At 46.2% G+C, this 22,586-nt stretch carries 15 protein-coding genes and 2 tRNA genes; 3 read left to right on the top strand and 14 right to left on the bottom strand.

The window, feature by feature from the left end:
* Positions 1–12: 12 nt before the first annotated feature.
* Genes ICV89_RS05305 through ICV89_RS05295 form a run of 3 tightly spaced genes read right to left on the bottom strand, consistent with a single transcriptional unit; the run spans position 13 to position 5,530 of the window.
* On the bottom strand, positions 13–789 hold the full coding sequence (locus ICV89_RS05305; RefSeq protein ID WP_251370923.1) for a spermidine synthase: 777 nt from the start codon (positions 787–789) through the stop codon (positions 13–15).
* Between the two features lie 4 nt (positions 790–793).
* Positions 794–4,828, bottom strand: a complete 4,035-nt coding sequence (purL, locus tag ICV89_RS05300; protein ID WP_215310221.1) for a phosphoribosylformylglycinamidine synthase — start codon at positions 4,826–4,828, stop codon at positions 794–796.
* Positions 4,829–4,849: 21 nt separating this feature from the next.
* On the bottom strand, positions 4,850–5,530 hold the full coding sequence (locus tag ICV89_RS05295; RefSeq protein ID WP_215310220.1) for an ABC transporter ATP-binding protein: 681 nt from the start codon (positions 5,528–5,530) through the stop codon (positions 4,850–4,852).
* A 25-nt stretch (positions 5,531–5,555) separates the two neighbouring features.
* Between ICV89_RS05295 and ICV89_RS05290 the strand changes: the two genes are divergently transcribed.
* A complete protein-coding gene (locus ICV89_RS05290) occupies positions 5,556–6,206 on the top strand; it encodes an arylesterase (RefSeq protein ID WP_215310219.1) in 651 nt (216 codons plus the stop codon).
* 1 nt (position 6,207) lies between these two features.
* On the opposite strand, the gene ICV89_RS05285 is transcribed toward ICV89_RS05290, so the two are convergent.
* From ICV89_RS05285 to ispD, 9 genes are all read right to left on the bottom strand, one after another.
* Positions 6,208–7,674: a peptidylprolyl isomerase gene (locus tag ICV89_RS05285; RefSeq protein WP_215310218.1), complete on the bottom strand. Its 1,467-nt coding sequence runs from the start codon at positions 7,672–7,674 to the stop codon at positions 6,208–6,210.
* A 105-nt stretch (positions 7,675–7,779) separates the two neighbouring features.
* Positions 7,780–7,855: transfer RNA gene (locus tag ICV89_RS05280), tRNA-Val, on the bottom strand.
* 117 nt (positions 7,856–7,972) lie between these two features.
* The gene (gene lon, locus ICV89_RS05275) at positions 7,973–10,405 is read right to left on the bottom strand and encodes an endopeptidase La (RefSeq protein ID WP_215310217.1); all 2,433 of its coding nucleotides are present in this window, start codon (positions 10,403–10,405) and stop codon (positions 7,973–7,975) included.
* Positions 10,406–10,582: 177 nt separating this feature from the next.
* Positions 10,583–11,935 (bottom strand): ATP-dependent Clp protease ATP-binding subunit ClpX, encoded by a 1,353-nt coding sequence (gene clpX, locus ICV89_RS05270; protein WP_370624487.1) that lies wholly within the window; start codon positions 11,933–11,935, stop codon positions 10,583–10,585.
* Positions 11,936–11,970: 35 nt separating this feature from the next.
* On the bottom strand, positions 11,971–12,600 hold the full coding sequence (clpP, locus tag ICV89_RS05265; RefSeq protein ID WP_215306976.1) for an ATP-dependent Clp endopeptidase proteolytic subunit ClpP: 630 nt from the start codon (positions 12,598–12,600) through the stop codon (positions 11,971–11,973).
* Between the two features lie 27 nt (positions 12,601–12,627).
* Positions 12,628–13,965: a trigger factor gene (gene tig / locus ICV89_RS05260; protein WP_215310215.1), complete on the bottom strand. Its 1,338-nt coding sequence runs from the start codon at positions 13,963–13,965 to the stop codon at positions 12,628–12,630.
* Positions 13,966–14,022: 57 nt separating this feature from the next.
* Positions 14,023–14,109 (bottom strand) — tRNA-Leu (locus ICV89_RS05255).
* Positions 14,110–14,190: 81 nt separating this feature from the next.
* Complete coding sequence (ispF, locus tag ICV89_RS05250) at positions 14,191–14,694, bottom strand: 2-C-methyl-D-erythritol 2,4-cyclodiphosphate synthase (RefSeq protein WP_215310214.1); 504 nt, start codon at positions 14,692–14,694, stop codon at positions 14,191–14,193.
* A 26-nt stretch (positions 14,695–14,720) separates the two neighbouring features.
* Positions 14,721–15,479 (bottom strand): 2-C-methyl-D-erythritol 4-phosphate cytidylyltransferase, encoded by a 759-nt coding sequence (gene ispD / locus ICV89_RS05245; protein WP_215310213.1) that lies wholly within the window; start codon positions 15,477–15,479, stop codon positions 14,721–14,723.
* Between the two features lie 23 nt (positions 15,480–15,502).
* Between ispD and mfd the strand changes: the two genes are divergently transcribed.
* A complete protein-coding gene (gene mfd, locus ICV89_RS05240) occupies positions 15,503–19,057 on the top strand; it encodes a transcription-repair coupling factor (RefSeq protein ID WP_215310212.1) in 3,555 nt (1,184 codons plus the stop codon).
* 20 nt (positions 19,058–19,077) lie between these two features.
* On the top strand, positions 19,078–19,968 hold the full coding sequence (gene serB, locus ICV89_RS05235; protein ID WP_215310211.1) for a phosphoserine phosphatase SerB: 891 nt from the start codon (positions 19,078–19,080) through the stop codon (positions 19,966–19,968).
* Here serB and ICV89_RS05230 read toward each other — a convergent pair.
* Both ICV89_RS05230 and rimO read right to left on the bottom strand, forming a co-directional pair.
* Positions 19,965–21,149, bottom strand: coding sequence for an acetyl-CoA C-acyltransferase family protein (locus ICV89_RS05230; protein ID WP_215310210.1), 1,185 nt, complete (start codon positions 21,147–21,149; stop codon positions 19,965–19,967). The genes serB and ICV89_RS05230 overlap by 4 nt on opposite strands.
* A gap of 78 nt (positions 21,150–21,227) precedes the next feature.
* On the bottom strand, positions 21,228–22,586 hold the full coding sequence (gene rimO / locus ICV89_RS05225) for a 30S ribosomal protein S12 methylthiotransferase RimO (protein WP_215310209.1): 1,359 nt from the start codon (positions 22,584–22,586) through the stop codon (positions 21,228–21,230).

The raw sequence follows: 22,586 nt of genomic DNA, 5'->3' as shown, positions 1-22,586 counted from the left end.
ATCCCGCTTTCTTTAGATCGATAGCTTATTTTCTTGATGCGCATTTTCACGGTTCAACCCAGATACCCAGGTATTAGTCGGCAAGCCCGTTTTTTCCATAATTAGTTTGGCACGCTTTGAGACCTCTTTCCACTCTACATCTAGGAGTGGACCTTTAAAAGCGATTGCTACCACATTGCAATCATGCGATTCTGGAAATAACAGAACTCGGTTATCAAATGCTTCGCAAATATTATTGAGATTTATATCAAAACTCTTGTGGCGTGAGAATAAGTTCACCGTTAATACGCCAGGTGATCTCAGGATATCGAAACAGCCCTGATAAAACTCTAGGGAGCTGGCAGATGGGCCGTCACAAATTGCATCGTAGAGATCAACTTGAACTGCATCAAAGTGGTTTTGATATTTAGCGCTCTTCACAAAGGCTTTTGCATCTGTCTGAAGTGTCTCAAGACGCCGACCATCAGAGGGTGTAAAAAACATACTTCTGGCAGAAACAATCACAGAGGGATTTAGTTCGACAACGGTAGTTTTAACCGCAGGACAATAGCGATGCGTAAATTTGGTGAGAGCGCCAGTGCCAAGGCCAAGTTGAGCAACACGCATACCTGGCTTGGTCTCTAGGAATAGCAACCAAGCCATCATCTGCTGGTTATATTCGAGATAAATCTCATCCGGATCACGGATGCGCATGGCACCTTGAATTAATTCACTACCAAAATGCAAATAACGTACTCCACCGCTCTCAGAAAACGTGACCGGCTCCATAGCCATAGATATATCTGACATTAACTTATTTAGCCCAGACTCTCGCATTGCGGAATAAGCGCATCCAAGGACTCGCTCCATCAGGCATATCCAACCATTCCTTTGGAGCCCAGCTCATCTGCACAGTCCTGAACACTCGCTCAGGGTGCGGCATCATCACAGTAAATCGTCCATCCGGAGTAGTAAGCCCTGTCAAGCCACCAGGCGAACCGTTTGGGTTCATTGGGTAGATTTCAGTTGGACTACCTTGGTGATCTACAAATCGTAGTGCCGATAATCCTTGTTTTTGCAAAGCCTCTAAGTTACCTTGCTGGCTGAAATTAGCAAAACCTTCACCGTGCGCAATAGCAATTGGTAACTGACTACCTGCCATGCCTTGCGTAAAGATTGAAGGTGAAGCCATTACCTCAGCCATCACCAAGCGCGCTTCGTATTGCTCAGACTGATTACGCGTAAATTTTGGCCAAGCTTCTGCGCCTGGAATAATGCCTGCAAGATTGCTCATCATTTGGCAACCATTACAAACACCTAGCGCAAAGCTATCCTGACGGCTAAAGAATGTGGAAAACTGATCTCGTAGTTGGCTATTAAATAAAATAGTCTTCGCCCAACCCTCACCTGCACCCAATACATCTCCATAGCTAAATCCACCACAGGCAATCAAGCCACGGAAATCATCCAACTTGGATTTACCAGAAAGTAAATCTGACATGTGAACATCGTAGCTATCAAAGCCTGCCCAGTTCATAGCGTAGGCCATTTCCACATGAGAGTTGACGCCCTGCTCTCGCAAGATAGCAACTTTAGGACGAACATTCTGATTAATGAATGGCGCCGCAACATCATCCGCAATATCAAACGTTAACTTGGGAGACATTCCTGCATCAGCAACATGATCGAGGAGTGAAAATTCGTTATCAGCGCAGTCTGGGTTATCGCGTAAGCGAGCAATCTGATAACTGGTGTTTGCCCACATTTTTTGAAGTACTTCACGCGACTCTGCAAAAATATTCTTAGCATCGCGCCAAATTTCAATACGACCATTGGTATTAGGCTGCGCAATCACATGACTATAAGCGCTGAGGTTCAACTTACGCAGAACGGAAAATACAGCTTCACGATCTGATTTTCGCGTCTGAATGACTGCACCCAGCTCTTCATTAAATAATGCACGTATGGTCTGTTCATGACGAAGTCCAGATACCTGTTGCGCCCAGTTCTTAGCATCCCCCCAATCAGCCTCTTGTCCAACATCTACTGCAATCATGTCGACATTGATGGAGATACCAGTATGAGATGCGAAAGCCATCTCTGCGATACAGGCAAATAAACCACCATCTGAGCGATCGTGATATGCCAGTAATTGATTGCCTTTACGCAACTCAATGATCGCGGCGGCCAGGGCTTTGAGGTCTTCCGGGTAATCTACATTAGGAGCTGATTTACCGGATTGATTGAGCACTTGAGCCAAGATACTTCCAGCCATGCGGTTTTTACCGCGACCCAAATCAATCAAAATCAATTCAGTCTCTAAGGCTGTGCCAGACTCATCTTGCAGTTGTAGCAAAGGCGTTGATGTTTTACGAACATCCTGAACTGCAGCAAAAGCAGAGATGATCAGCGAAACTGGAGAAACGACTTTTTTAGCTTGACCACCCTCTTGCCATGCTGTCGCCATAGATAAGGAGTCTTTGCCAACTGGAATAGAAATTCCTAGCGCTGGACATAAATCCATACCAATAGCTTGAACTGAGTCGTATAACTTTGCATCCTCACCAGGTGATCCACAGGCGGCCATCCAGTTAGCAGAAAGCTTAACGTCCTCTAAGCGGCGAATATCTGCAGCCAATAAGTTCGTGATGGCTTCACCTACAGCCATTTTGGCGGCTGCTGGTGCATCGATCACGGCTAATGGAGTGCGCTCACCCATCGACATTGCTTCACCGCGATAACCTTTGTAATCCATTAAGGTAACAGCACAGTCGGCCACAGGTACTTGCCATGGGCCTACAAAGGGGTCGCGCGCGTTCAGGCCACCGACGGTACGGTCACCGATAGTGATTAAGAATGACTTACTAGCAACGGTAGGTTGCTGAAGAACCCAGGCAATGCATTGAGCTAGATCGGCGTCGGTGACATCTAGCTCTTCAAATTCTTGAGCAACGCGCTTTACATCACGATGCATGCGTGGGGGCTTCCCAAGCAATACCTCCATTGGCATATCAATTGGCATGGCAGCATCGCTACCAGCAACTTCTTTGCTATCGCTTAACTGAAGTTGACGCTCTATTGTCGCTTCACCGACTACAGCAAATGGGCAACGCTCCCGCTCACATAGAGACTTGAAAAGCTCTAGGTCTTTAGCTTCAATTGCTAGAACATAGCGCTCTTGAGATTCATTGCACCAAATTTCTGCAGGGCTCATACCGCTTTCTTCTAGCGGCACTTTACGCAATTGAAATTGCGCACCTAAACCAGCACCATCAGCAAGTTCTGGGAATGCATTAGATACGCCACCAGCACCAACGTCATGAATCGACACAATGGGATTATTCGTGCCCATGGCAATACAAGAGTTAATCACCTCTTGAGCGCGACGTTCCATTTCTGGATTACCGCGCTGGACTGAATCAAAATCTAAATCTGCCGTGTTAGTGCCGGTTGCAACAGAACTCCCCGTTGCGCCACCCATACCAATGCGCATACCAGGACCACCCAATTGAATAAACAAGTGACCTGCTTTAATTTGTTTCTTGGCCGTGTGGATAGAGTCGATGCTACCAATACCACCCGCAATCATGATGGGTTTGTGATAACCGCGACGAACTCCTTCTAAGGTTTGTTCGAACACGCGGAAATAACCACCCAGGATAGGGCGGCCGAATTCATTATTAAATGCAGCGCCGCCTAAGGGTCCATCAATCATGATTTGGAGTGGTGTAGCGATGCGCTCAGGCTTACCGTATTTCTCAGCTTCCCAAGGTAAATTAGTACCTGGGATATTCAGGTTGGATACAGTGAAACCAGTAAGTCCAGCCTTAGGGCGCCCACCTACACCAGTAGCACCCTCATCTCGAATTTCACCACCAGCACCAGTGGATGCACCTTGAAATGGTGCAATTGCCGTAGGATGATTGTGCGTCTCCACCTTCATTAAGGTGTGCACTAGTCGCGTATCTTTTTCGTAACGACGATCTTGACCTTTAGCTGACCAAGTTTCCGATTCAGCCCCTACCATCACCGCTGAGTTATCAGAGTAGGCAACGATAGTACCTTCAGGCTGAAGTTGATGTGTATTACGAATCATCGCAAATAAGGATTTTTCCTGATCATCTCCATCAATCGTCCAGCTGGAATTAAATATCTTGTGACGGCAATGCTCACTGTTTGCCTGAGCAAACATAATCAATTCCACATCACTCGGATTGCGCTTTAAGCGTATAAAGTTCTCAACTAGGTAAAGCACCTCATCTTCAGAGAGGGCAAGGCCTAATTCTTGATTGGCTTTATCTAATGCCGCTCTACCTTCAGCAAGCACGGGGATACGTACAAAAGGCCTGTCGGGAAGAGATTGGTACAAAGCGTTTGCTTCATTGACATCGCCGATAACAACTTCCGTCATCCGATCATGAAGCGCGGTTAATATCAGCCGTTCTTGTTCCGCATTGAGTGATTTTTTACTTTGCCATGCGTATCGAACACCACGTTCAATCCGTAAAATTTGAAGGCCACACTGCCGAGCAATATCCGTGGCTTTACTAGCCCATGGAGAAACTGTGCCAAAACGGGGAATCGAAATCGCAGATTGTTTGTCAGCAGCTTTACTAAATACCAAACCGCTATTCTTCATGATCGATACAAAAGGCTGGCCGTAAGTCAGCAGACTATCGAGCACCTCTTTATATTTGGTGTTGAGTTCAGACTCGGACCAAATGAAATGAAGATATTGAGCCTCAATAGACTCAAGTTGAATTCCTTGGGCTGCGAGCGAAGCTAAAAGTCGCTGTTGGCGGAAGGCAGAAAGGGCATTTGCCCCGGGCAAGCAACAGAATGATGACATGCCAAGATTATAAGGTTTTGATTAAGCCAATCGTCCGCCATGCAGACTCAATTGGCGTCCACACCGAGCAGCCAAGGCTGGATCATGGGTTACCAAAACTAGTGTCGAGGAATTCTCTCGATTTAGCTCAAAAAGGAGCTCAATCACCCTATTTCCGCTGGCCTCATCAAGGCTTCCAGTGGGTTCATCAGCAAACAGGATGGTGGGCTTATTGATGAAGGCTCGTGCTAGCGCCACTCGCTGTTGCTCGCCACCAGAAAGGGTTTTAGGAAAATGATTAGCCCTAGGAGTTAAGCTGACCTTTTCTAGCCACTCTAGGGCGGACAAACGAGCTTGCGCCTGAGCTTCTCCAGCAATCTCAAGTGGAAGCATCACATTCTCTAGAGCAGTCAGGTGAGGTAAGAGCTGGAATGATTGAAAGACGAATCCAACTAACTGACCACGTAAACGTGCCCTACCATCTTCATCTAGCAAGCTCAGGTTTTGACCCATGAGCTCAATTTGCCCTGTGCTGGGCAGATCTAGTCCAGCCAGCAGACTTAACAAAGTACTTTTTCCAGAGCCTGACGACCCCACAATGGCCACACTTTCGCCCTGCTCAATCTCAAAGCTCAGGTCGTGCAAAATACTGAGGTTGCCATCAGCCGTATTAACCAGCTTGCTTACCCGATCGGCAACAATGGAATTAGACTGTTTGTTCATGTGAAAAATTTTCAAGAATGGAAAAATGCAGACTCAGCTTTTAATCGCCAATAAATTTATTACGGGTCTATTTTGCCTCTTAATGAGTATTTGTTCTTGGGCACAAGTAAAGCCTGTCATTCTGGTGTTGGGCGATAGTCTTTCAGCGGAATATGGCCTACCACGGGGCACTGGCTGGGTTACGCTGCTTGAGGCAGAGCTTGGAAAGGAAAAAAGTCCTTGGAGCGTATTTAATGCCAGCATTAGCGGTGAGACAAGCTCTGGTGGATTAACTCGTCTACCCGCCCTCTTAAGTCAGAAAAAACCGGGAATTGTCCTCATCGAGTTAGGCGCTAACGATGCTTTGAGGGGCTTGCCTATAAATCAAACTGAGGCAAATCTACGACAGATGATTCAGATGAGTAAAAAATCCGGCGCGAAGGTTTTACTCTGCGGCATTCAGATTCCTCCAAACTATGGCCAAACCTATACCAAGCAATTTCAACAGCTCTATCCTCAGATAGCGAATCAGGAGCGAATTGAGTTACTACCCTTCTTCTTAGAAGGCGTTGCCACTAAACCAGAATTATTTCAAGCGGATCGACTACACCCCAATGTAGAGGCGCAAAGCATGATCTTTAAAAATGTATGGGGCTCAATGGCCCCATACAGTAACTTGCTGAAAAAACTACCCTAGCTTAGCTTCCCGCACTACCCGTGCTTGCTTGCTTTAGTGGGTTAATCACCTTAACACCAGCGCTATTACGCCAGTAACTCATAAAACCCGCAAACTCTGACTGCGCAGCCAATGCTTGGATCTGCTGTGCTTGCGCTTGATGAACCTTGGCATCTACCGTTGACGGTTGACGAACCTGATCAATACGATAAATCGTACTGCCAATACCTGGATTATTAACAGAAACTACGGCTGGCAATCCGTTTGCACTTACGGACATGACCTCATCCATGGATGGGCCCACTAGGCTGCCAGGCTTATTACGTGAAATCCATGTAGGGCTACTAAAGCCCGTAGTATCTTTGGGATCCTTTTGAAGGACAGCTAATCGTTCATTAGCAGCGGTAATTGCCAACTTCTCAGCGGCACGTTGACTCACTTGGCGCCGCACTTCTGCCGCAACCTCCTTATAAGGTAAGACTTGTGCTGGATAAAAAGTCAGCACTCGAGCAGATACAAACACACCGGGCGATATCTGCACAGCCTCGGTGTTGCGCTTATTTTTAAGAGCCTCATCACCATAGAGGGACTGGACTACCTTGGCATTGGCTAAAGGATGGTCTCTGGATACACCAGTTGCGCCGCCACGAGTCACGCCCTTCTGAGTTTGAATGCTGAGCTTTAATTTATCCGCAGTTGGTTTTAAGCTGTCCGACTGGTCGTAAGTCATATTGGCAAACTGATCTGCTTTTTCATTAAAAGCCTTGGAATCCTCTTTCGGATCAGCCTTTAACACAATATATTCAACATCAATATATTCGGGCTGTTCAAACAACTTTGCGTTGGCATCATAAAAAGCCTGCAACTCTTCAGTGCTTGGATTTACTTTAGCTAAATAATCTTTAGCATTGAACTGCAAAGTCTGAATCTGTCTTTCAGTCTCATATAAAGATGAAACAATCTCAGATAATTTTGGACTGGCTAACTCTGTTCTGGCCACTGAATTTACTAGCTGTTGAATTTTTAAATCAAAACTTTGGCCAGCATAAAACTGCTCCTCATTCATGCCGTTGCTAGCGAGCAACTGCTTAAAGCGCGCATCATCAAATGTGCCATCTTGCCGATATAAAGCGCGAATCTGCGGAATCTTTTGCAGGCTATTGACAAGCTCTTGCTTACCTACTTGCAGGCGGAGGTCGCTGACAGCAAATCCAAGAATGCGCTGTTGCAATAACTCATTTAGGATTGCCTGACGAAACGGCAAGCTTTGAGCAATCTGAACATTTCCACCAACACGCTCAGCTTGACGTTTTGCAGCTGCATCTACTTCTTGTGCAGTAATGGGTTTACCGTTTACTTTCACAATGTCAGTTTCTTTATCCATAAATTCGGAATAACTCGAGATGCCGAATAAGGCGAAAGAAGGCACTATGAACAACATCAAAACAAACTGCAGAAGTCTTTGGTGTTTACGTACTGAATCAAACATGAATTAATCGCTCGAAAATAAAATCAATAATACGAGTGTACTAGGCGGAAGGTCTAGAAGGAACTAGAAAGCCTATTGGAGGGAAAACAATTGCAAATGGGAAACTGGTGGGCGCTGACGGGATCGAACCGCCGACATTCTGCGTGTAAGGCAGACGCTCTACCATCTGAGCTAAGCGCCCCAAATTAATACAGACGAGATTGTAACCTAGTGTGAGAATAAAAGAGGGATTCTTCACCAAATTGGGCTGTAATAAACCGTTCAATCTGACTCAAAATCCCTCATACATCCAATGGCATCAGTGCTTCAAGACCTCTCCAGAAGAAATCTTTTCATTGGCTTTGCTGGCTTCGGTAGCCTTTTTTGCAAGCTCTTCAGGCGTGGGCTCAGGCAAAGCAACCGGTTTTCTCTCTAAAGCCAATTCCAGGACTTTATCAATCCAGCGAACCGGTACGATTTCAATTGCATTCTTGACGTTGTCAGGAATGTCAATTAAATCTTTGACGTTCTCCTCTGGAATCAATGCTAACTTGATGCCGCCGCGATGCGCTGCCAATAGCTTCTCTTTTAAACCACCAATCGGAAGAACCTCTCCACGCAAGGTAATCTCACCCGTCATTGCGACATCTGAACGGATTGGAATCCCTGTAAATACAGATACCAAGGCAGTCGTGATTGCGATACCAGCTGATGGGCCATCTTTCGGAGTCGCGCCATCGGGGAAGTGAATATGAATATCCTTCTTCTCAAATGCTTCGTCAGTAATACCAAGCGCTCTTGCTCGTGAGCGCACGACAGTTTTTGCTGCTTCTACAGACTCTTTCATGACATCGCCAATGGAGCCCGTACGAGTAATAACACCTTTGCCCGGCATGACTGCTGCTTCGATAGTCAGTAGATCGCCGCCAACCTCTGTCCAAGCCAGACCAGTTACTTGGCCAACTTGATTCTCTTTTGCTGCGAGACCAAAGTCATACATCTTCACAGACAAAAACTTCTCTAGGTTGTCAGCGTTTACGGTGACTGGAGCAGCTTCTTTTTTCAGGAGAAGCAACTTCACCACTTTACGGCAAATCTTGCTGATTTCTCGCTCCAAGGAACGAACGCCTGCTTCACGAGTGTAATAACGAATCATGCTGCGGACAGCAGATTCTTCGATTTTCAATTCATCTTTCTTGAGACCATTATTTTTAATCTGTTTGGGGATCAAGTAATTGGTAGCAATACTCGTCTTCTCATCTTCCGTATAGCCAGCAAGACGAATAATTTCCAATCGATCTAATAGTGGACCGGGAATATTCAATGAGTTCGATGTAGCAACAAACATCACATCTGAGAGATCAAAATCAACTTCAACATAGTGATCTTGGAACGTGTGATTCTGCTCCGGATCCAAAACCTCTAGCAAGGCACTTGCAGGATCTCCACGAAAATCCATGCCCATCTTATCGACTTCATCCAAGAGGAATAAAGGGTTACGCACACCCACTTTAGTCAAGCTAGATAGGATCTTGCCTGGCATAGAGCCAATATAGGTTCGACGATGCCCCCGAATTTCAGATTCGTCACGAACGCCACCCAAAGCCATACGTACGAATTTACGGTTTGTAGCGCGGGCAATAGATTGGCCTAGGGAAGTTTTACCAACACCCGGAGGACCTACTAAGCAGAGGATTGGAGCCTTAACACGATCAACTCGTTGTTGAACCGCAAGATATTCCAAAATACGTTCTTTAACTTTATCAAGACCGTAGTGATCTTCATCTAGCACCTTTTCGGCATTCGTTAAATCATTGTTGATCTTGGTTTTCTTCTTCCATGGAAGTGTCACCAAAGTATCTATAAAGTTACGAATCACTGTTGCTTCGGCGGACATTGGTGACATCAACTTCAGTTTCTTCAGTTCAGACTCAGCCTTTTTAAGAGCTTCCTTAGGCATGCGAGCCGCTTTAATGCGCTTCTCGAGTTCCTCGAGATCAGCGCCCTCTTCACCCTCGCCTAATTCTTTTTGAATGGCTTTGACTTGTTCATTCAAGTAGTACTCACGCTGACTCTTTTCCATCTGACGCTTTACACGTCCACGAATACGCTTCTCCACTTGCAAGATATCAATCTCGCTCTCAAGATCAGCCAATAGACTTTCAAGTCGCTGCACTACATCAGCCATTTCCAGCAAACGTTGCTTTTGCTCAAGCTTGACTGGCAGATGCGCGCAAATGGTATCCGCTAAACGGCTTGGATCATCAATGCCACCTAATGAGGAAAGAATTTCTTGGGGGACTTTTTTGTTCAGCTTCACATACTGATCAAATTGGGCCATGATGGCGCGACGTAATGCCTCAGTCTCGTGAGCGTCTAATGAAGACATTGGCGTTGGAGTAGCTTCGCAAGAGAAGTAGCCTTGGCTATCTTCGACTTGACTGACTTCAGCGCGTTGAACCCCTTCCACCAATACTTTGACAGTACCGTCAGGTAATTTAAGCATCTGCAGAATATTGGCAATGCAACCAACATCGTAGAGATCCTCTACGCCAGGCTCATCTTTCGCAGCAGTCTTTTGCGCTACTAAGAGCACATTCTTGCCAGTCTCCATAGCAGCTTCTAGTGCTTTGATGGATTTTGGGCGACCCACAAACAATGGAATGACCATGTGGGGAAACACCACCACATCCCTTAATGGGAGCAGTGGCAGTTGAATAGGTTCAGAGGGTAGTAATAAGTGGCCAGGCATAGGGCAATTCCTCCAAAATAGTCGTTCCGTAAAAATCTCTAAAAATGCCGCACCACTAGATACGGTCATTATTTAAGAACAGGATACTACCTATGTGGGTGCCGCCTGGCGAAAAACAAGGGGGAAATGTGCAAAAAGTGGCAAAAAACTACTGAAAACAGCAAAAAATAGCAAAAATTAGGCTTTTTTGCTCAATTCCGTAGATTCTTCACCTTGCTTGTAGACCAAAATGGGCTTGCCACCCTCGGCAATGGTACTTTCATCAATGACCACCTTTTGAACATTCTTCAGGGATGGCAGGTCATACATCACCTCCATAAGGGATCCTTCAAGAATAGAGCGAAGACCGCGAGCACCAGTTTTGCGAGCAATCGCTTTTTTAGCAATGGCTGACAAAGCAGTTTGGCGAACTTCCAACTCAGAGCCCTCCATCGTCAGCAGGGCCTGGTATTGCTTAACCAAGGCATTTTTAGGCTCAGTCAAAATTTGGATCAAGGCGGATTCATCCAATTGCGCCAAAGTAGCTACAACTGGTAATCGACCAATCAATTCAGGAATGAGGCCGAACTTAATGAGATCTTCGGGCTCCACTTCAATTAAGAGGTCGCTGATACCGCGATCATCCTTACCTGGAACCGTAGCATTAAATCCGATACCGGTCTTCGCAGTACGTTGCTGAATGACCTTCTCAAGACCATCAAATGCGCCACCACAGATGAATAGGATGTTGGTAGTGTCGACTTGCAAGAAATCTTGGTTTGGATGCTTGCGTCCGCCTTGGGGCGGCACAGAAGCCATAGTGCCCTCAACTAGCTTTAAGAGCGCTTGCTGAACACCCTCTCCCGATACGTCACGAGTGATCGATGGATTATCTGATTTACGAGAAATCTTATCAATCTCATCGATATAAACAATGCCACGCTGCGCTTTTTCTACGTTGTAGTCGCAAGCCTGTAACAGTTTTTGAATAATATTTTCTACGTCTTCACCAACATAACCCGCTTCGGTCAAGGTAGTTGCATCAGCCATCACAAACGGCACATCCAACATACGCGCTAAGGTCTGAGCCAACAATGTTTTACCAGAGCCCGTTGGGCCGATCAGCAAGATATTGCTCTTAGCCAACTCGACACCGTCAACCATGGCTTTAGCAGGAAGCTTAGATTCTTTTTTATCAGAAGAATCTACAGGCTTACCATCTTTATCGAGCTTCTCTTTTTTTGGCTTTGGCAAATACTGCAAGCGTTTGTAGTGGTTATAAACCGCTACCGCCAAAGTCTTCTTGGCATGATCTTGACCAATCACATATTGATCTAAATTCTCACGAATCTGATGTGGTGTTGGCAGTGAATCATCGCCCTCAAGCTTAGGCAGCTTTGATAACTCTTCTTGAATAATGTCTGTACAGAGGTCAATACACTCGTCGCAAATAAATACCGACGGACCGGCAATCAGCTTTTTAACTTCGTGCTGACTCTTGCCACAAAAAGAGCAATACAGAACTTTGTCTGCGCTAGTAGTAGTGTTGATATCGCTCAAAATGGTCGTCTATAAAGAAATTTGAATTAAGGACGCTTATCAATGACTTTATCGATCAAGCCATACTCTTGGGCTTGGTCTGCTGACATAAAGTTATCGCGATCAGTATCTTTGGCAATTGTTTCAATCGTTTGACCTGTGCGATCAGACAAAATCTTATTCAAGCGCTCACGTAGGTAAAGAATTTCACGAGCTTGAATCTCAATATCCGAAGCTTGACCACGTGCACCGCCTAATGGCTGATGAATCATGACGCGTGAATTCGGCAAGGCATAACGCTTGCCCTTCTCGCCAGCACATAATAAGAATGCTCCCATACTGGCAGCCATACCCATACACAATGTGCTCACATGCGGCTTGATGAATTGCATCGTGTCGTAAATTGCCAGTCCAGCGGATACAGATCCACCAGGAGAGTTAATGTAGAGAGAAATTTCTTTATCCGGGTTTTCGCTCTCGAGGAATAGCAACTGTGCAATCACTAAGTTAGCAGTTTGATCATTTACTTCACCAACCAAGAAAACTACGCGTTCTCTAAGTAAGCGAGAGTAAATGTCATAAGCCCTCTCACCTCGACCAGAGGTTTCAATGACCATTGGAACTAAACCCAAACCTTTGGGCTCTAAATTCTCAGACTGGAAATGATTCTGGTTCATGTGATCAGACCTTTATTAATTAATGACTTAGTTGAGCTTGCTGAGTTCTTCGAAGGTAACTGCTTTGTCAATCACTTTAGCTTGCGAAGTGAAATACTTAATCACGTTATCTTCAAGTACCAAGTTCTCGATATCTTTGAGGCGGCTAGGATTGCTGTAGAACCAACGCACCACTTCTTTTGGATCTTCGTAAGTAGCAGCTTGCTCATCAATCTCCGCTTTAATTTGATCTGCAGTAGCAGCCAAATTCTGCTGCTTAACCAAGTCGCTCAAAATTAAACCAAGGCGAACACGCTTAAGGGCTTGTTCAGCAAACATCTCAGCCGGAATTGGGGCATCTTTAGCATTTGGAATGCCACGTTGCATTAAGTCTTGACGCGCAGACTCTACTAAACGCTCTTGCTCTTGAGCAACCAAAGACTTAGGTGCATCCAGCTCACAAATGCTGTTGAGCTTCTCCATGACTTCGCCTTTTAACAAGGAAGTAATGCGTCTCTTGGTTTCACGATCTAAATTTTCTTTGACCTCTTCACGCATCTTCGCAACACCACCTTCAGCAACCCCCATGGATAAAGCGAATGCATCATCGACTACTGGCAGGTGCGCCCAATTGACTGACTTTACGGTGATGGTGAAATCAGCAGTTTTACCGGCAACATCTTTACCGTGGTAATCGGCTGGGAAGCTTAATGGGAAAGTCTTGCTATCACCTGCTTTAAGGCCTAATGTAGCAGCTTCAAATTCAGGGAGCATACGGCCTTCGCCAAGTACGTATTCAAAGTTTTCTGCTTTACCGCCAGCAAATTCAACACCATCAATCTTGCCAACAAAATCTATTACAACCTGGTCGCCAGCTTGCGCGGCTGTATTTGGGCCGCCATCACCATGAGCACCGGCATCGCCACGTGGATGGTAATGAACTTGTTGCTTGCGTAATACATCCAGTGCACGATCGATCTCTGCATCAGAGATATCGGTTGTGTATTTGGTTACTTCTGCTTTGCTGAAATCGCCAATTTTTACTTCTGGCAAGACTTCAAAGTAAGCATCAAACACTATTTTATCTGCGTCTAATTCTGATTTAGGATCAAGACGGGGTTGGCCAGCCAATAGAATTTTTTCTTTTTGAGCCAGTTCATAGAACAGTTCAGAGGCTTTATCAAACTGGAGTTCAAAATCGACCTGCATACCGTATTGCTTTTCAACCATAGTCTTAGGCACTTTGCCTGGACGAAAGCCTGCAGCTTTCATGGTTTTACCCAATTTAGCTAAACGGTCTTCTCTCGCCTTAGCCAAATCGGCACGAGCGAACTCTAAGGTCACTTTGCGGTCTAACTGACCTAAATTTTCTATCTGCACAGCCATTCTCGTCTCTTAATTGAAAATCGGATTACGTGAAGCCCAAGCCAAGTAGCTATCTTGTGGTGCGAGGAGGGGGACTCGAACCCCCACACCATTGCTGGCGTCAGGACCTAAACCTGGTGCGTCTACCAATTTCGCCATCCTCGCGCGAATTCCGCAAACACTACCGAGCTGAAGCTTCACTCTAAAGACCGTAATTCTACAATGCTTAGCGGTTTTGGAGGATATTTAGACCTTGTAAAGCAAAGCTACAGCATGGACTGCTATGCCCTCGCCCCTGCCAAGGTGCCCAAGAGATTCATTGGTTTTCGCTTTGAGGTTGACATGACTGGGCGTAAGCAGCAAGTCTGCTGCGATATTACGGACCATTTCCGGTAAAAAAGTAGCTAATTTAGGTTTTTGGCAAATAATCGTTGCATCCACATTACCTAAATGGAACCCAGCTGCTTGGATCTTTTGCAAAGCCGCTCTGAGCAAAATGCGGCTATCCATATCCTTGTACTGCGGATCTGTATCTGGAAATAGCTGGCCAATATCATTTAGGCCTGCAGCGCCTAACAAAGCATCAGTGAGAGCATGCAACAAGGCATCCGCGTCCGAATGTCCCAGCAAGCCCTTTTCACTAGGAACATGAACTCCGCCGAGGATGAGCTTGCGACCCTCGACTAAGGCATGAACGTCATACCCTTGGCCGATTCGGAATTGAGGGATATGGGGTGTGCTTGATGTCATGGGGGTTGTGAATACTCTCTTGATGCTTAGTTTATAGAGGTTCTTAAGATGGTTTGCATCAAATCCCAATCTGCTGGGTGGGTTACTTTGAAGTTGCTAGTCGCACCTTCAATTAATAAGGGATTTTTGCCAGCAAGCTCCATAGCACTAGCCTCATCTGTAATATCTGCCTCCAAGCGAATACCCTCTTCAATAGCATCGTGCAGCTCCTTTAAACCAAACATCTGAGGTGTTTGGGCCTGCCACAGATGATCTCGGGATATCGTCTTCACAGCTCGGTTGGGATTCCCAGCAATCGCGGAATTAGCATCGGCCATCTTGAGGGTATCAGCTAGCGGCATGGCCAATAAGCCGCCCTCGCCCGTTTGACTTACGGCAAGAATCAGTTTTTGAATTAGTTTTGGCGTAACTCCAGGCCGAGCAGCGTCGTGCACTAAAACCCAATCACTCTCAGGAATACCTGCTTTAAGCATCTCAGCTAGGGTATTGCGAACAGTTTCTTGGCGGGTTGGTCCACCGCTTGGAGTGAACCGAATCGCTGGGGCTGTACTGGAAAGCTCACCAAGAATTGGGTTATCTATAAAACTAGGGCTTACACCCACCCAAATGGAGGATATCTCTGGAGTATTGATAAAAGCATCTAGGGTGTAGGCTAGCATCGGTTTTCCAGCCAGCTCCCGAAACTGCTTTGGCAAAACTCCACCTAGACGAGACCCCGTGCCTGCCGTAGGCAATAGAGCATGGCATTGTGGCAAAGACTTTGAAGATTGATTTCCGGCGGTCATACCTGATTCTATAATGAGCGCAGATGTCTGATGCATTAAAACTAGCACCCCCCATACCCGCACCGCGGGCTGGGCAGCGCTTTACCTTTTCAGGCCTAGTTGGCTCATCAGATGCAGCGCTGGTCGCCCAATCCGCTCTTCGATATCGCTCAGAGTTCTCCGTCATGGTCATTTTCTGTGCTCAAGCACAGGAGGCGCAGCGCCTTTTGGAAGAAATCCCGGCTTTTGCTCCACAACTCAAAACACGCCTGCTGCCTGATTGGGAAATCCTGCCTTACGACCATTTCTCGCCACACCAGGATTTAGTTTCAGAACGCTTGGCCACTCTTTATGAATTACTTAATGGCAGTTGCGATATCGTTTTAGTCCCAATTACTACAGCACTACAAAGACTAGGGCCACCAAACTTTCTATCTGGCCACACCTTCTTCTTTAGGCAGGGTGACAAGCTCAACGAAGTCGCGCTCAGACTGCAGCTTCAGCAGGCAGGTTACGATCCCGTAAGTTCAGTCATGCGCCCGGGTGAATACAGCATTCGTGGTGGCTTGATTGATTTATTTCCAATGGGCTCTAGCTTGCCTTATCGCCTCGATCTGTTTGGTGATGAGATTGAGCAAATTAGGGCTTTTGATCCTGATACTCAACGTAGTCTCTATCCAGTAAAAGAAGTCCGCTTATTACCGGGTCACGAATTTCCGTTTGATGATGCTTCACGTACCGCATTTCGGGGGCGCTGGCGCGAGGTATTTGAAGGTGATCCAACACGTTGCTCAATCTATAAAGATGCTAACCTAGGAATTCCTAGTGCAGGTATTGAATCTTATCTACCGCTCTTTTTTGAAGAGTCATCGACAGTCTTTGATTACTTTCCTCGCTCAGGTGATCCAGTATGGGCCGTGAGCATAGGTGATGTTGAAGAGTCTATTAAGAGCTTTTGGAAAGATACACTTTCTAGATATGAATTCTTAAAACATGATCTTGACCGCCCTATTCTTTCGCCAGCCGAATTATTTCTAGATGTAGATCAATTCTTTACAGCAGCCAAGCCATATGCGCGCTTGGCATTGAACAAAGAAGCAGATAAAGAAACAAAAGAGTCCCCGCAATTTTTGGCCGTTCCAGATCTATCCGTACATAGGCGAGACGCCGACCCCATTAATCGACTACGCACTTTAGTTTCTCAAGAAAAGGTGCGTGTACTCATTTGCAGCGACAGCAATGGTCGTAAAGAATCCATTCGCCAACTCTTTGAAGAGAGTAATTCAGTAGCTGGTCAGCACGGTAAACCACTCTATCCACTCAAGCCAGAGAGCTTTGAGGGCGTCTCCGATTTTATAAAGACTGATGCCCTATTTGGTCTGGTAACAGCACAATTATTTAATGGCTTCACCTGGCCTGCTGAAAACTTGATCATCGTAACGGAAGCAGAGCTGTTTACAGCCACTGCTCGTCAAAGACGCAAAGGTAAAGAGAGTGAGAGCGCCGATCCAGATATGCTCTTTAAAGATTTATCGGAGCTCAAAATCGGTGATCCGGTTGTGCACTCGGATCATGGGATCGGTCGCTATCAAGGTTTGGTGCTTCTGAATTTAGCGCCACCGAAAGAAGAGCCCATTTTTGAAGAATTCTTGCACTTGGTATACGCCAAAGATGCCACTCTTTATGTGCCAGTGCAACAACTACAGATGGTGACACGTTATGCGGGCTCCGATCCTGATTCAGCACCATTACATCAGCTAGGCTCAGGCCAGTGGGACAAAGCCAGACGTAAGGCTGCCCAGCAAATACGCGACACCGCAGCTGAACTTTTAAATCTGTATGCCGCGAGAGCTATTCGTAAAGGTCATGCTTTTGAATTCTCAGCACATGATTACGCTGCGTTTGCAGAAAGCTTTGGCTTTGAAGAGACACCCGATCAAGCAAACGCTATTGCTGCAGTCATTGGGGATATGACTAGTGGTACACCGATGGATCGACTGGTATGTGGTGATGTAGGGTTCGGTAAAACAGAGGTTGCCCTACGTGCAAGCTTTGTTGCGGTCATGGGTGGCAAGCAAGTAGCGATCTTAGCGCCAACTACCCTTCTCGCCGAGCAACATGTCGCGACTTGGAAAGATCGTTTTGCTGATTGGCCTGTGCGCATCGTTGAGCTCTCCCGCTTTAGAACCACTAAAGAAATAAATACTGCACTAGCATCCATCGCTAATGGTGAGGCTGACATCATTATTGGCACACACAAGCTGCTTTCAAAAGAAACTCAGTTCGCTAATTTAGGCCTAGTGATTGTGGATGAGGAGCATCGCTTTGGTGTACGTCAAAAGGATGCCCTCAAGGCATTACGTGCTGAAGTAGATATTTTGACTTTAACTGCCACACCGATTCCACGAACTCTTGGTATGGCTATGGAAGGTTTGCGAGAGTTTTCTGTCATTGCAACCGCGCCACAGAAGCGCTTAGCCATCAAAACCTTTGTGCGACGAGAAGGTGATGGCGTTATTCGTGAAGCGGTCCTTCGAGAAATTAAGCGTGGCGGACAGGTCTACTTCTTGCATAACGAAGTCGAAACCATACAAAATCGTAAGCACGCATTACAAGAACTGATTCCAGAAGCACGCATCAGCGTAGCGCACGGTCAAATGCACGAACGTGAGTTGGAGTCGGTTATGCGTGATTTTGTAACTCAGCGTACCAATATCTTGTTATGCACCACCATTATTGAAACTGGCATTGATGTTCCGACCGCTAACACCATCATCATGCATCGTGCTGATAAATTTGGCTTGGCGCAGTTGCATCAATTACGCGGACGTGTTGGACGATCGCATCATCAGGCCTATGCTTATTTACTAGTACCAGATCCAGAAGCGCTCAGTAAGCAAGCGCAATTACGTTTAAATGCCATTCAAGCCATGGAAGAACTTGGTTCTGGTTTCTATTTGGCAATGCACGATTTAGAAATTCGTGGCGCTGGTGAAGTCTTAGGCGATAAGCAGTCTGGTGAGATTCATGAAATTGGATTTCAGCTCTATACCGAGATGCTCAATCGTGCTGTGAAATCTCTGCGTAGCGGTAAAGAGCCAGATCTCCTGTCACCACTCCAAGCGACAACCGATGTCAATTTAGGTGTACCAGCCCTCTTTCCAAATGACTATTGCCCAGATGTGCACGAGCGACTGTCGATGTATAAGCGCTTTGCTGGTACAAACGATTTTTCTGAACTGATGGGATTGCGCGAGGAACTAGTAGATCGCTATGGTGATTTACCTGACCAGGCTAAATCCCTTTATGAAACCCATCGCTTACGCCTCGAGATGGTCGGCTTTGGTATTAAAAAGATCGATGCCAGTCCGACATCTATTCAGATTCAATTTATTCCCAATCCACCAATTGACCCGATGAAGATTATTCAACTGATCCAATCATCAAAATATATACAACTGAATGGTCAAGATAAATTAAAAATTCTTCCCCAAAAAGAGCATGATTTTGAGAAACTGGAGCAACGTTTAGAGCACATTCGTAAAGTTCTGAGAAGCTTGAATGCGTCTGCCATGCTCAATACTGCTCAAGCTAATTAATTATTTATTGTCCACCAACCATGCCTAGTCACCTTACACTTGTCGCCCTTGCTAATGCTGTGATCCCTGCAGAATTAAACATCGCATTGATTGAGCATGCAAAAGTCTTAGGCATTGCAATTGCTCAGGGGAGCATGGAGCGCACGGACTCAAAATACTTCACTGCACGCTGGACTTGCTCACAAGCCTTACTTCCGGAAGCAAGGGTTGCCATACGTGATATTGCTGCTGCACACGATGCGGATTTGGCTTTTCTTTCCTCAGGATTTAATCCAAGTGAAGCGAAAGTCCTGGCTATGGATATGGACTCCACTCTCATCAACATTGAATGTATTGATGAAATTGCCGACTTTACTGGCAAGAAAGCAGCTGTCTCAGAAATCACTGAGGCCACCATGCGCGGCGAGATTAAAGACTTTAAAGAAAGCTTGCGCAGACGCGTAGCTCTCTTGGCTGGAGTATCTGCTGATGTACTTGATTCGGTCTACAAAGAACGTTTACGCCCCAACCCTGGCGCTGCTCAATTACTAGCTGGAGCAAATGCTCGGGGTCTTTATACGCTGCTAGTTTCTGGTGGTTTTACTTTCTTTACCGAAAAGCTACAGCAAGAGTTAGGCTTCAAACAAGCTCAAGCCAACACCTTAGAAATCGTTAACGGCAAACTAACGGGTAAAGTCATTGGCGATATTGTTGATGGTGCCGCTAAAAATGCCTATCTTCAGCAAGCATGCAGTCTGATGGATTGCCATAAAGAGAACTCCATCACCATGGGCGACGGATCTAACGATCTGCCAATGATGCAGGACTCTGGAATCAGTATTGCCTATAGAGCAAAACCGATTGTCAAAGAAAAAGCCGACGCGGCTTTTGACCGAGTCGGCTTGGATGCTGCCTTACTACTGATTGCTTAAAGGCGCTCAAAAATAGTTGCAATACCTTGTCCACCACCAATACACATGGTCACCAAAGCATATTTACCTTGAACACGATGTAACTCGTGGATAGCTTTAGTAGCAATTGCGGCACCAGAGCAACCGATTGGGTGACCTAATGCGATCGCCCCACCATTCACGTTAGTCTTGGCCGGATCTAAACCCAAACCTTTAGTGACGGCCAATGCCTGAGCAGCAAACGCTTCGTTAGACTCAATCACATCGATTTGGTCTAATTTCAGTCCAGCACGCTCAAGAGCAATCTTGGTTGCAGGAATTGGACCTTCACCCATAATGTGATTGGGAACGCCAGCAATAGCATAAGAAACTAAACGGGCGATTGGCTTATGACCAGCCTTTTTTGCCGCTTCTGCTTCTGCCAAGACAAAGAATGCTGCACCATCATTGATGCCAGATGCATTACCTGCAGTAACACTACCACCTTCTTTTTTGAAGACCGCTTTCATCTTCGCTAAAGTTTCCATGGTGGTTTCTGGCTTGCAATGCTCGTCCGTATCAAATACCACATCACCCTTGCGAGTTTTGATGGTGATTGGAACAATTTGAGACTTAAAACGACCTTCTTTAATAGCGTGTGCCGCACGGCGATGGGACTCGACTGCGAGAGCATCTTGCTCTTCACGGGTGAGTTTCCACTTTTCAACTAGGTTCTCAGCTGTAACACCCATGTGACCAACGCCAAATGGATCAGTCAAAACAGACACCATCAAATCGATCATTTTGGTGTCACCCATGCGCGCACCGCTTCGCATTGCTGGCGAACCATACATGCCGCGTGACATCACTTCAACACCACCACCAACACCGTAATCACAATCACCCAACATAATCGCTTGAGCTGTTGTCACAATCGCTTGTAAGCCAGAGCTGCACAAACGATTCAAGGCCATCGCCACAGATTCCATTGGCAGACCGGCTTGGATAGAGGCTACGCGAGCAACATATGCGTAACGGTTATCGGTAGGAATCGTGTTCCCTACCGTGATGTAATTAATCAATGCTGGATCTACGCCAGAGCGCACTACGGCCTCTTTCATCACAATACCGCCGAGCTCACTTGGCTCAAGGCTACTGAGCGATCCATTAAAGGCGCCAATTGCAGAACGTACAGCACTTAAAACGACGACATCACGACTCATAACAATCCCCTTTACGGTACCTAATTAGGTAAATAGTGACCACAATAGCAGGCCAAAACACTAGTTTTATTCTAATAGTCAAGTTTCGGCTATTAGGTCATGCCCTTGGGAGCTAATCACCGTTACTTTGATGATTTCGCCAGCGCGGTAGCGCTTAGATGGCTTACTGGGAGGCAAAACCCTCACCAGGCCATCGATTTCAGGGGCATCACCAATAGTTCGGCCCACTCCTCCTGACTCGTCCACCCGATCAATGATGACCTGAATGCGCTTGCCTATTTTTTTAGCAAGTCGCTTGATGGAGATTTCCTCAGCTTTGGCCATAAATCGGGCACGTCGCTCTTCGCGCAATTCATTCGGAACTGGATTATCTAAAGTATTGGCAGTTGCTCCATCTACGGGCGAATAGGCAAAACAGCCTGCACGATCAATTTGAGCTTCATCCAGGAAATTCATTAGGTGCAAAAACTCATCCTCAGTTTCGCCAGGGAAGCCGGCAATAAAAGTACTGCGAATGACTAAGTCAGGGCAAGCTGTTCGCCATGCCTGAATCCGTTCTAAATTCTTTTCGCCACTGGCTGGACGTTTCATCCGCTTCAGAACATCTGGATGCGAATGTTGCAAAGGAATATCCAAATAAGGAAGTACCCCAAAACCGTGATCAGCAAACTCGGCCATTAAAGGCAAAACATCATCGACATGTGGGTATGGGTAAACATAATGCAAACGTACCCAAGCTTGATGCTCCCTCGCAATTTGGTTTAAGGCATTCACCAAATCAAACATTCGCGTCTTAACAGGCTTGCCATCCCAAAAGCCAGTGCGATATTGGATATCAACGCCATAGGCACTCGTATCCTGCGAAACAACCAGTAACTCTTTTACGCCTGACTCAAATAATTTTTTTGCCTCTAGCAATACCTCACCAATTGGACGTGAAACTAGATCGCCTCGCATGCTCGGGATAATGCAAAAAGTACAGCGGTGATTGCATCCCTCGGATATCTTTAAGTACGCATAATGTTTTGGTGTGAGCTTGACGCCAATCGGCGGGAGCAAATCAGTAAAGGGATCATGGGGCTTGGGGAGATGCAAATGAATCGCTTGCATTACCTCTTGAGTGGCATGTGGCCCAGTAACAGCAAGGACTTTAGGGTGAATGCTTTGAATGAGATCGCTACCATCTGCATTTTTTCGGGCACCTAAGCAACCCGTCACAATCACCTTGCCATTTTCAGATAAGGCTTCACCAATCGCTGCGAGACTCTCCTCTACCGCAGAATCAATAAAACCACAGGTGTTCACAACTACCAGATCGGCACCAGAATAATCTTTGGCGGTCTCATAACCTTCAGCGCTAAGTTGCGTGAGAATGAGTTCAGAATCAACTAGCGCCTTAGGGCACCCTAAGGAAACAAAACCAACTTTACCTGCCAC

Source organism: Polynucleobacter sp. Adler-ghost (assembly GCF_018688495.1).
In the GTDB taxonomy this organism is placed as follows: Bacteria; Pseudomonadota; Gammaproteobacteria; order Burkholderiales; family Burkholderiaceae; genus Polynucleobacter.
The sequence above is the reverse complement of the archived record's forward strand: the minus strand, read 5'-3'. Positions and strand labels throughout refer to the sequence as shown.

Excerpts from the sequence above, each read along its gene's own strand:
- ICV89_RS05305 (WP_251370923.1), bottom strand. The coding sequence starts at position 789 with ATGTCAGATATATCTATGGCTATGGAGCCGGTCACGTTTTCTGAGAGC.
- purL (WP_215310221.1), bottom strand. The coding sequence starts at position 4,828 with ATGTCATCATTCTGTTGCTTGCCCGGGGCAAATGCCCTTTCTGCCTTC.
- ICV89_RS05295 (WP_215310220.1), bottom strand. The coding sequence starts at position 5,530 with ATGAACAAACAGTCTAATTCCATTGTTGCCGATCGGGTAAGCAAGCTG.
- ICV89_RS05290 (WP_215310219.1), top strand. The coding sequence starts at position 5,556 with ATGCAGACTCAGCTTTTAATCGCCAATAAATTTATTACGGGTCTATTT.
- ICV89_RS05285 (WP_215310218.1), bottom strand. The coding sequence starts at position 7,674 with ATGTTTGATTCAGTACGTAAACACCAAAGACTTCTGCAGTTTGTTTTG.
- lon (WP_215310217.1), bottom strand. The coding sequence starts at position 10,405 with ATGCCTGGCCACTTATTACTACCCTCTGAACCTATTCAACTGCCACTG.
- clpP (WP_215306976.1), bottom strand. The coding sequence starts at position 12,600 with ATGAACCAGAATCATTTCCAGTCTGAGAATTTAGAGCCCAAAGGTTTG.
- tig (WP_215310215.1), bottom strand. The coding sequence starts at position 13,965 with ATGGCTGTGCAGATAGAAAATTTAGGTCAGTTAGACCGCAAAGTGACC.
- ispF (WP_215310214.1), bottom strand. The coding sequence starts at position 14,694 with ATGACATCAAGCACACCCCATATCCCTCAATTCCGAATCGGCCAAGGG.
- ispD (WP_215310213.1), bottom strand. The coding sequence starts at position 15,479 with ATGACCGCCGGAAATCAATCTTCAAAGTCTTTGCCACAATGCCATGCT.
- mfd (WP_215310212.1), top strand. The coding sequence starts at position 15,503 with ATGTCTGATGCATTAAAACTAGCACCCCCCATACCCGCACCGCGGGCT.
- serB (WP_215310211.1), top strand. The coding sequence starts at position 19,078 with ATGCCTAGTCACCTTACACTTGTCGCCCTTGCTAATGCTGTGATCCCT.
- ICV89_RS05230 (WP_215310210.1), bottom strand. The coding sequence starts at position 21,149 with ATGAGTCGTGATGTCGTCGTTTTAAGTGCTGTACGTTCTGCAATTGGC.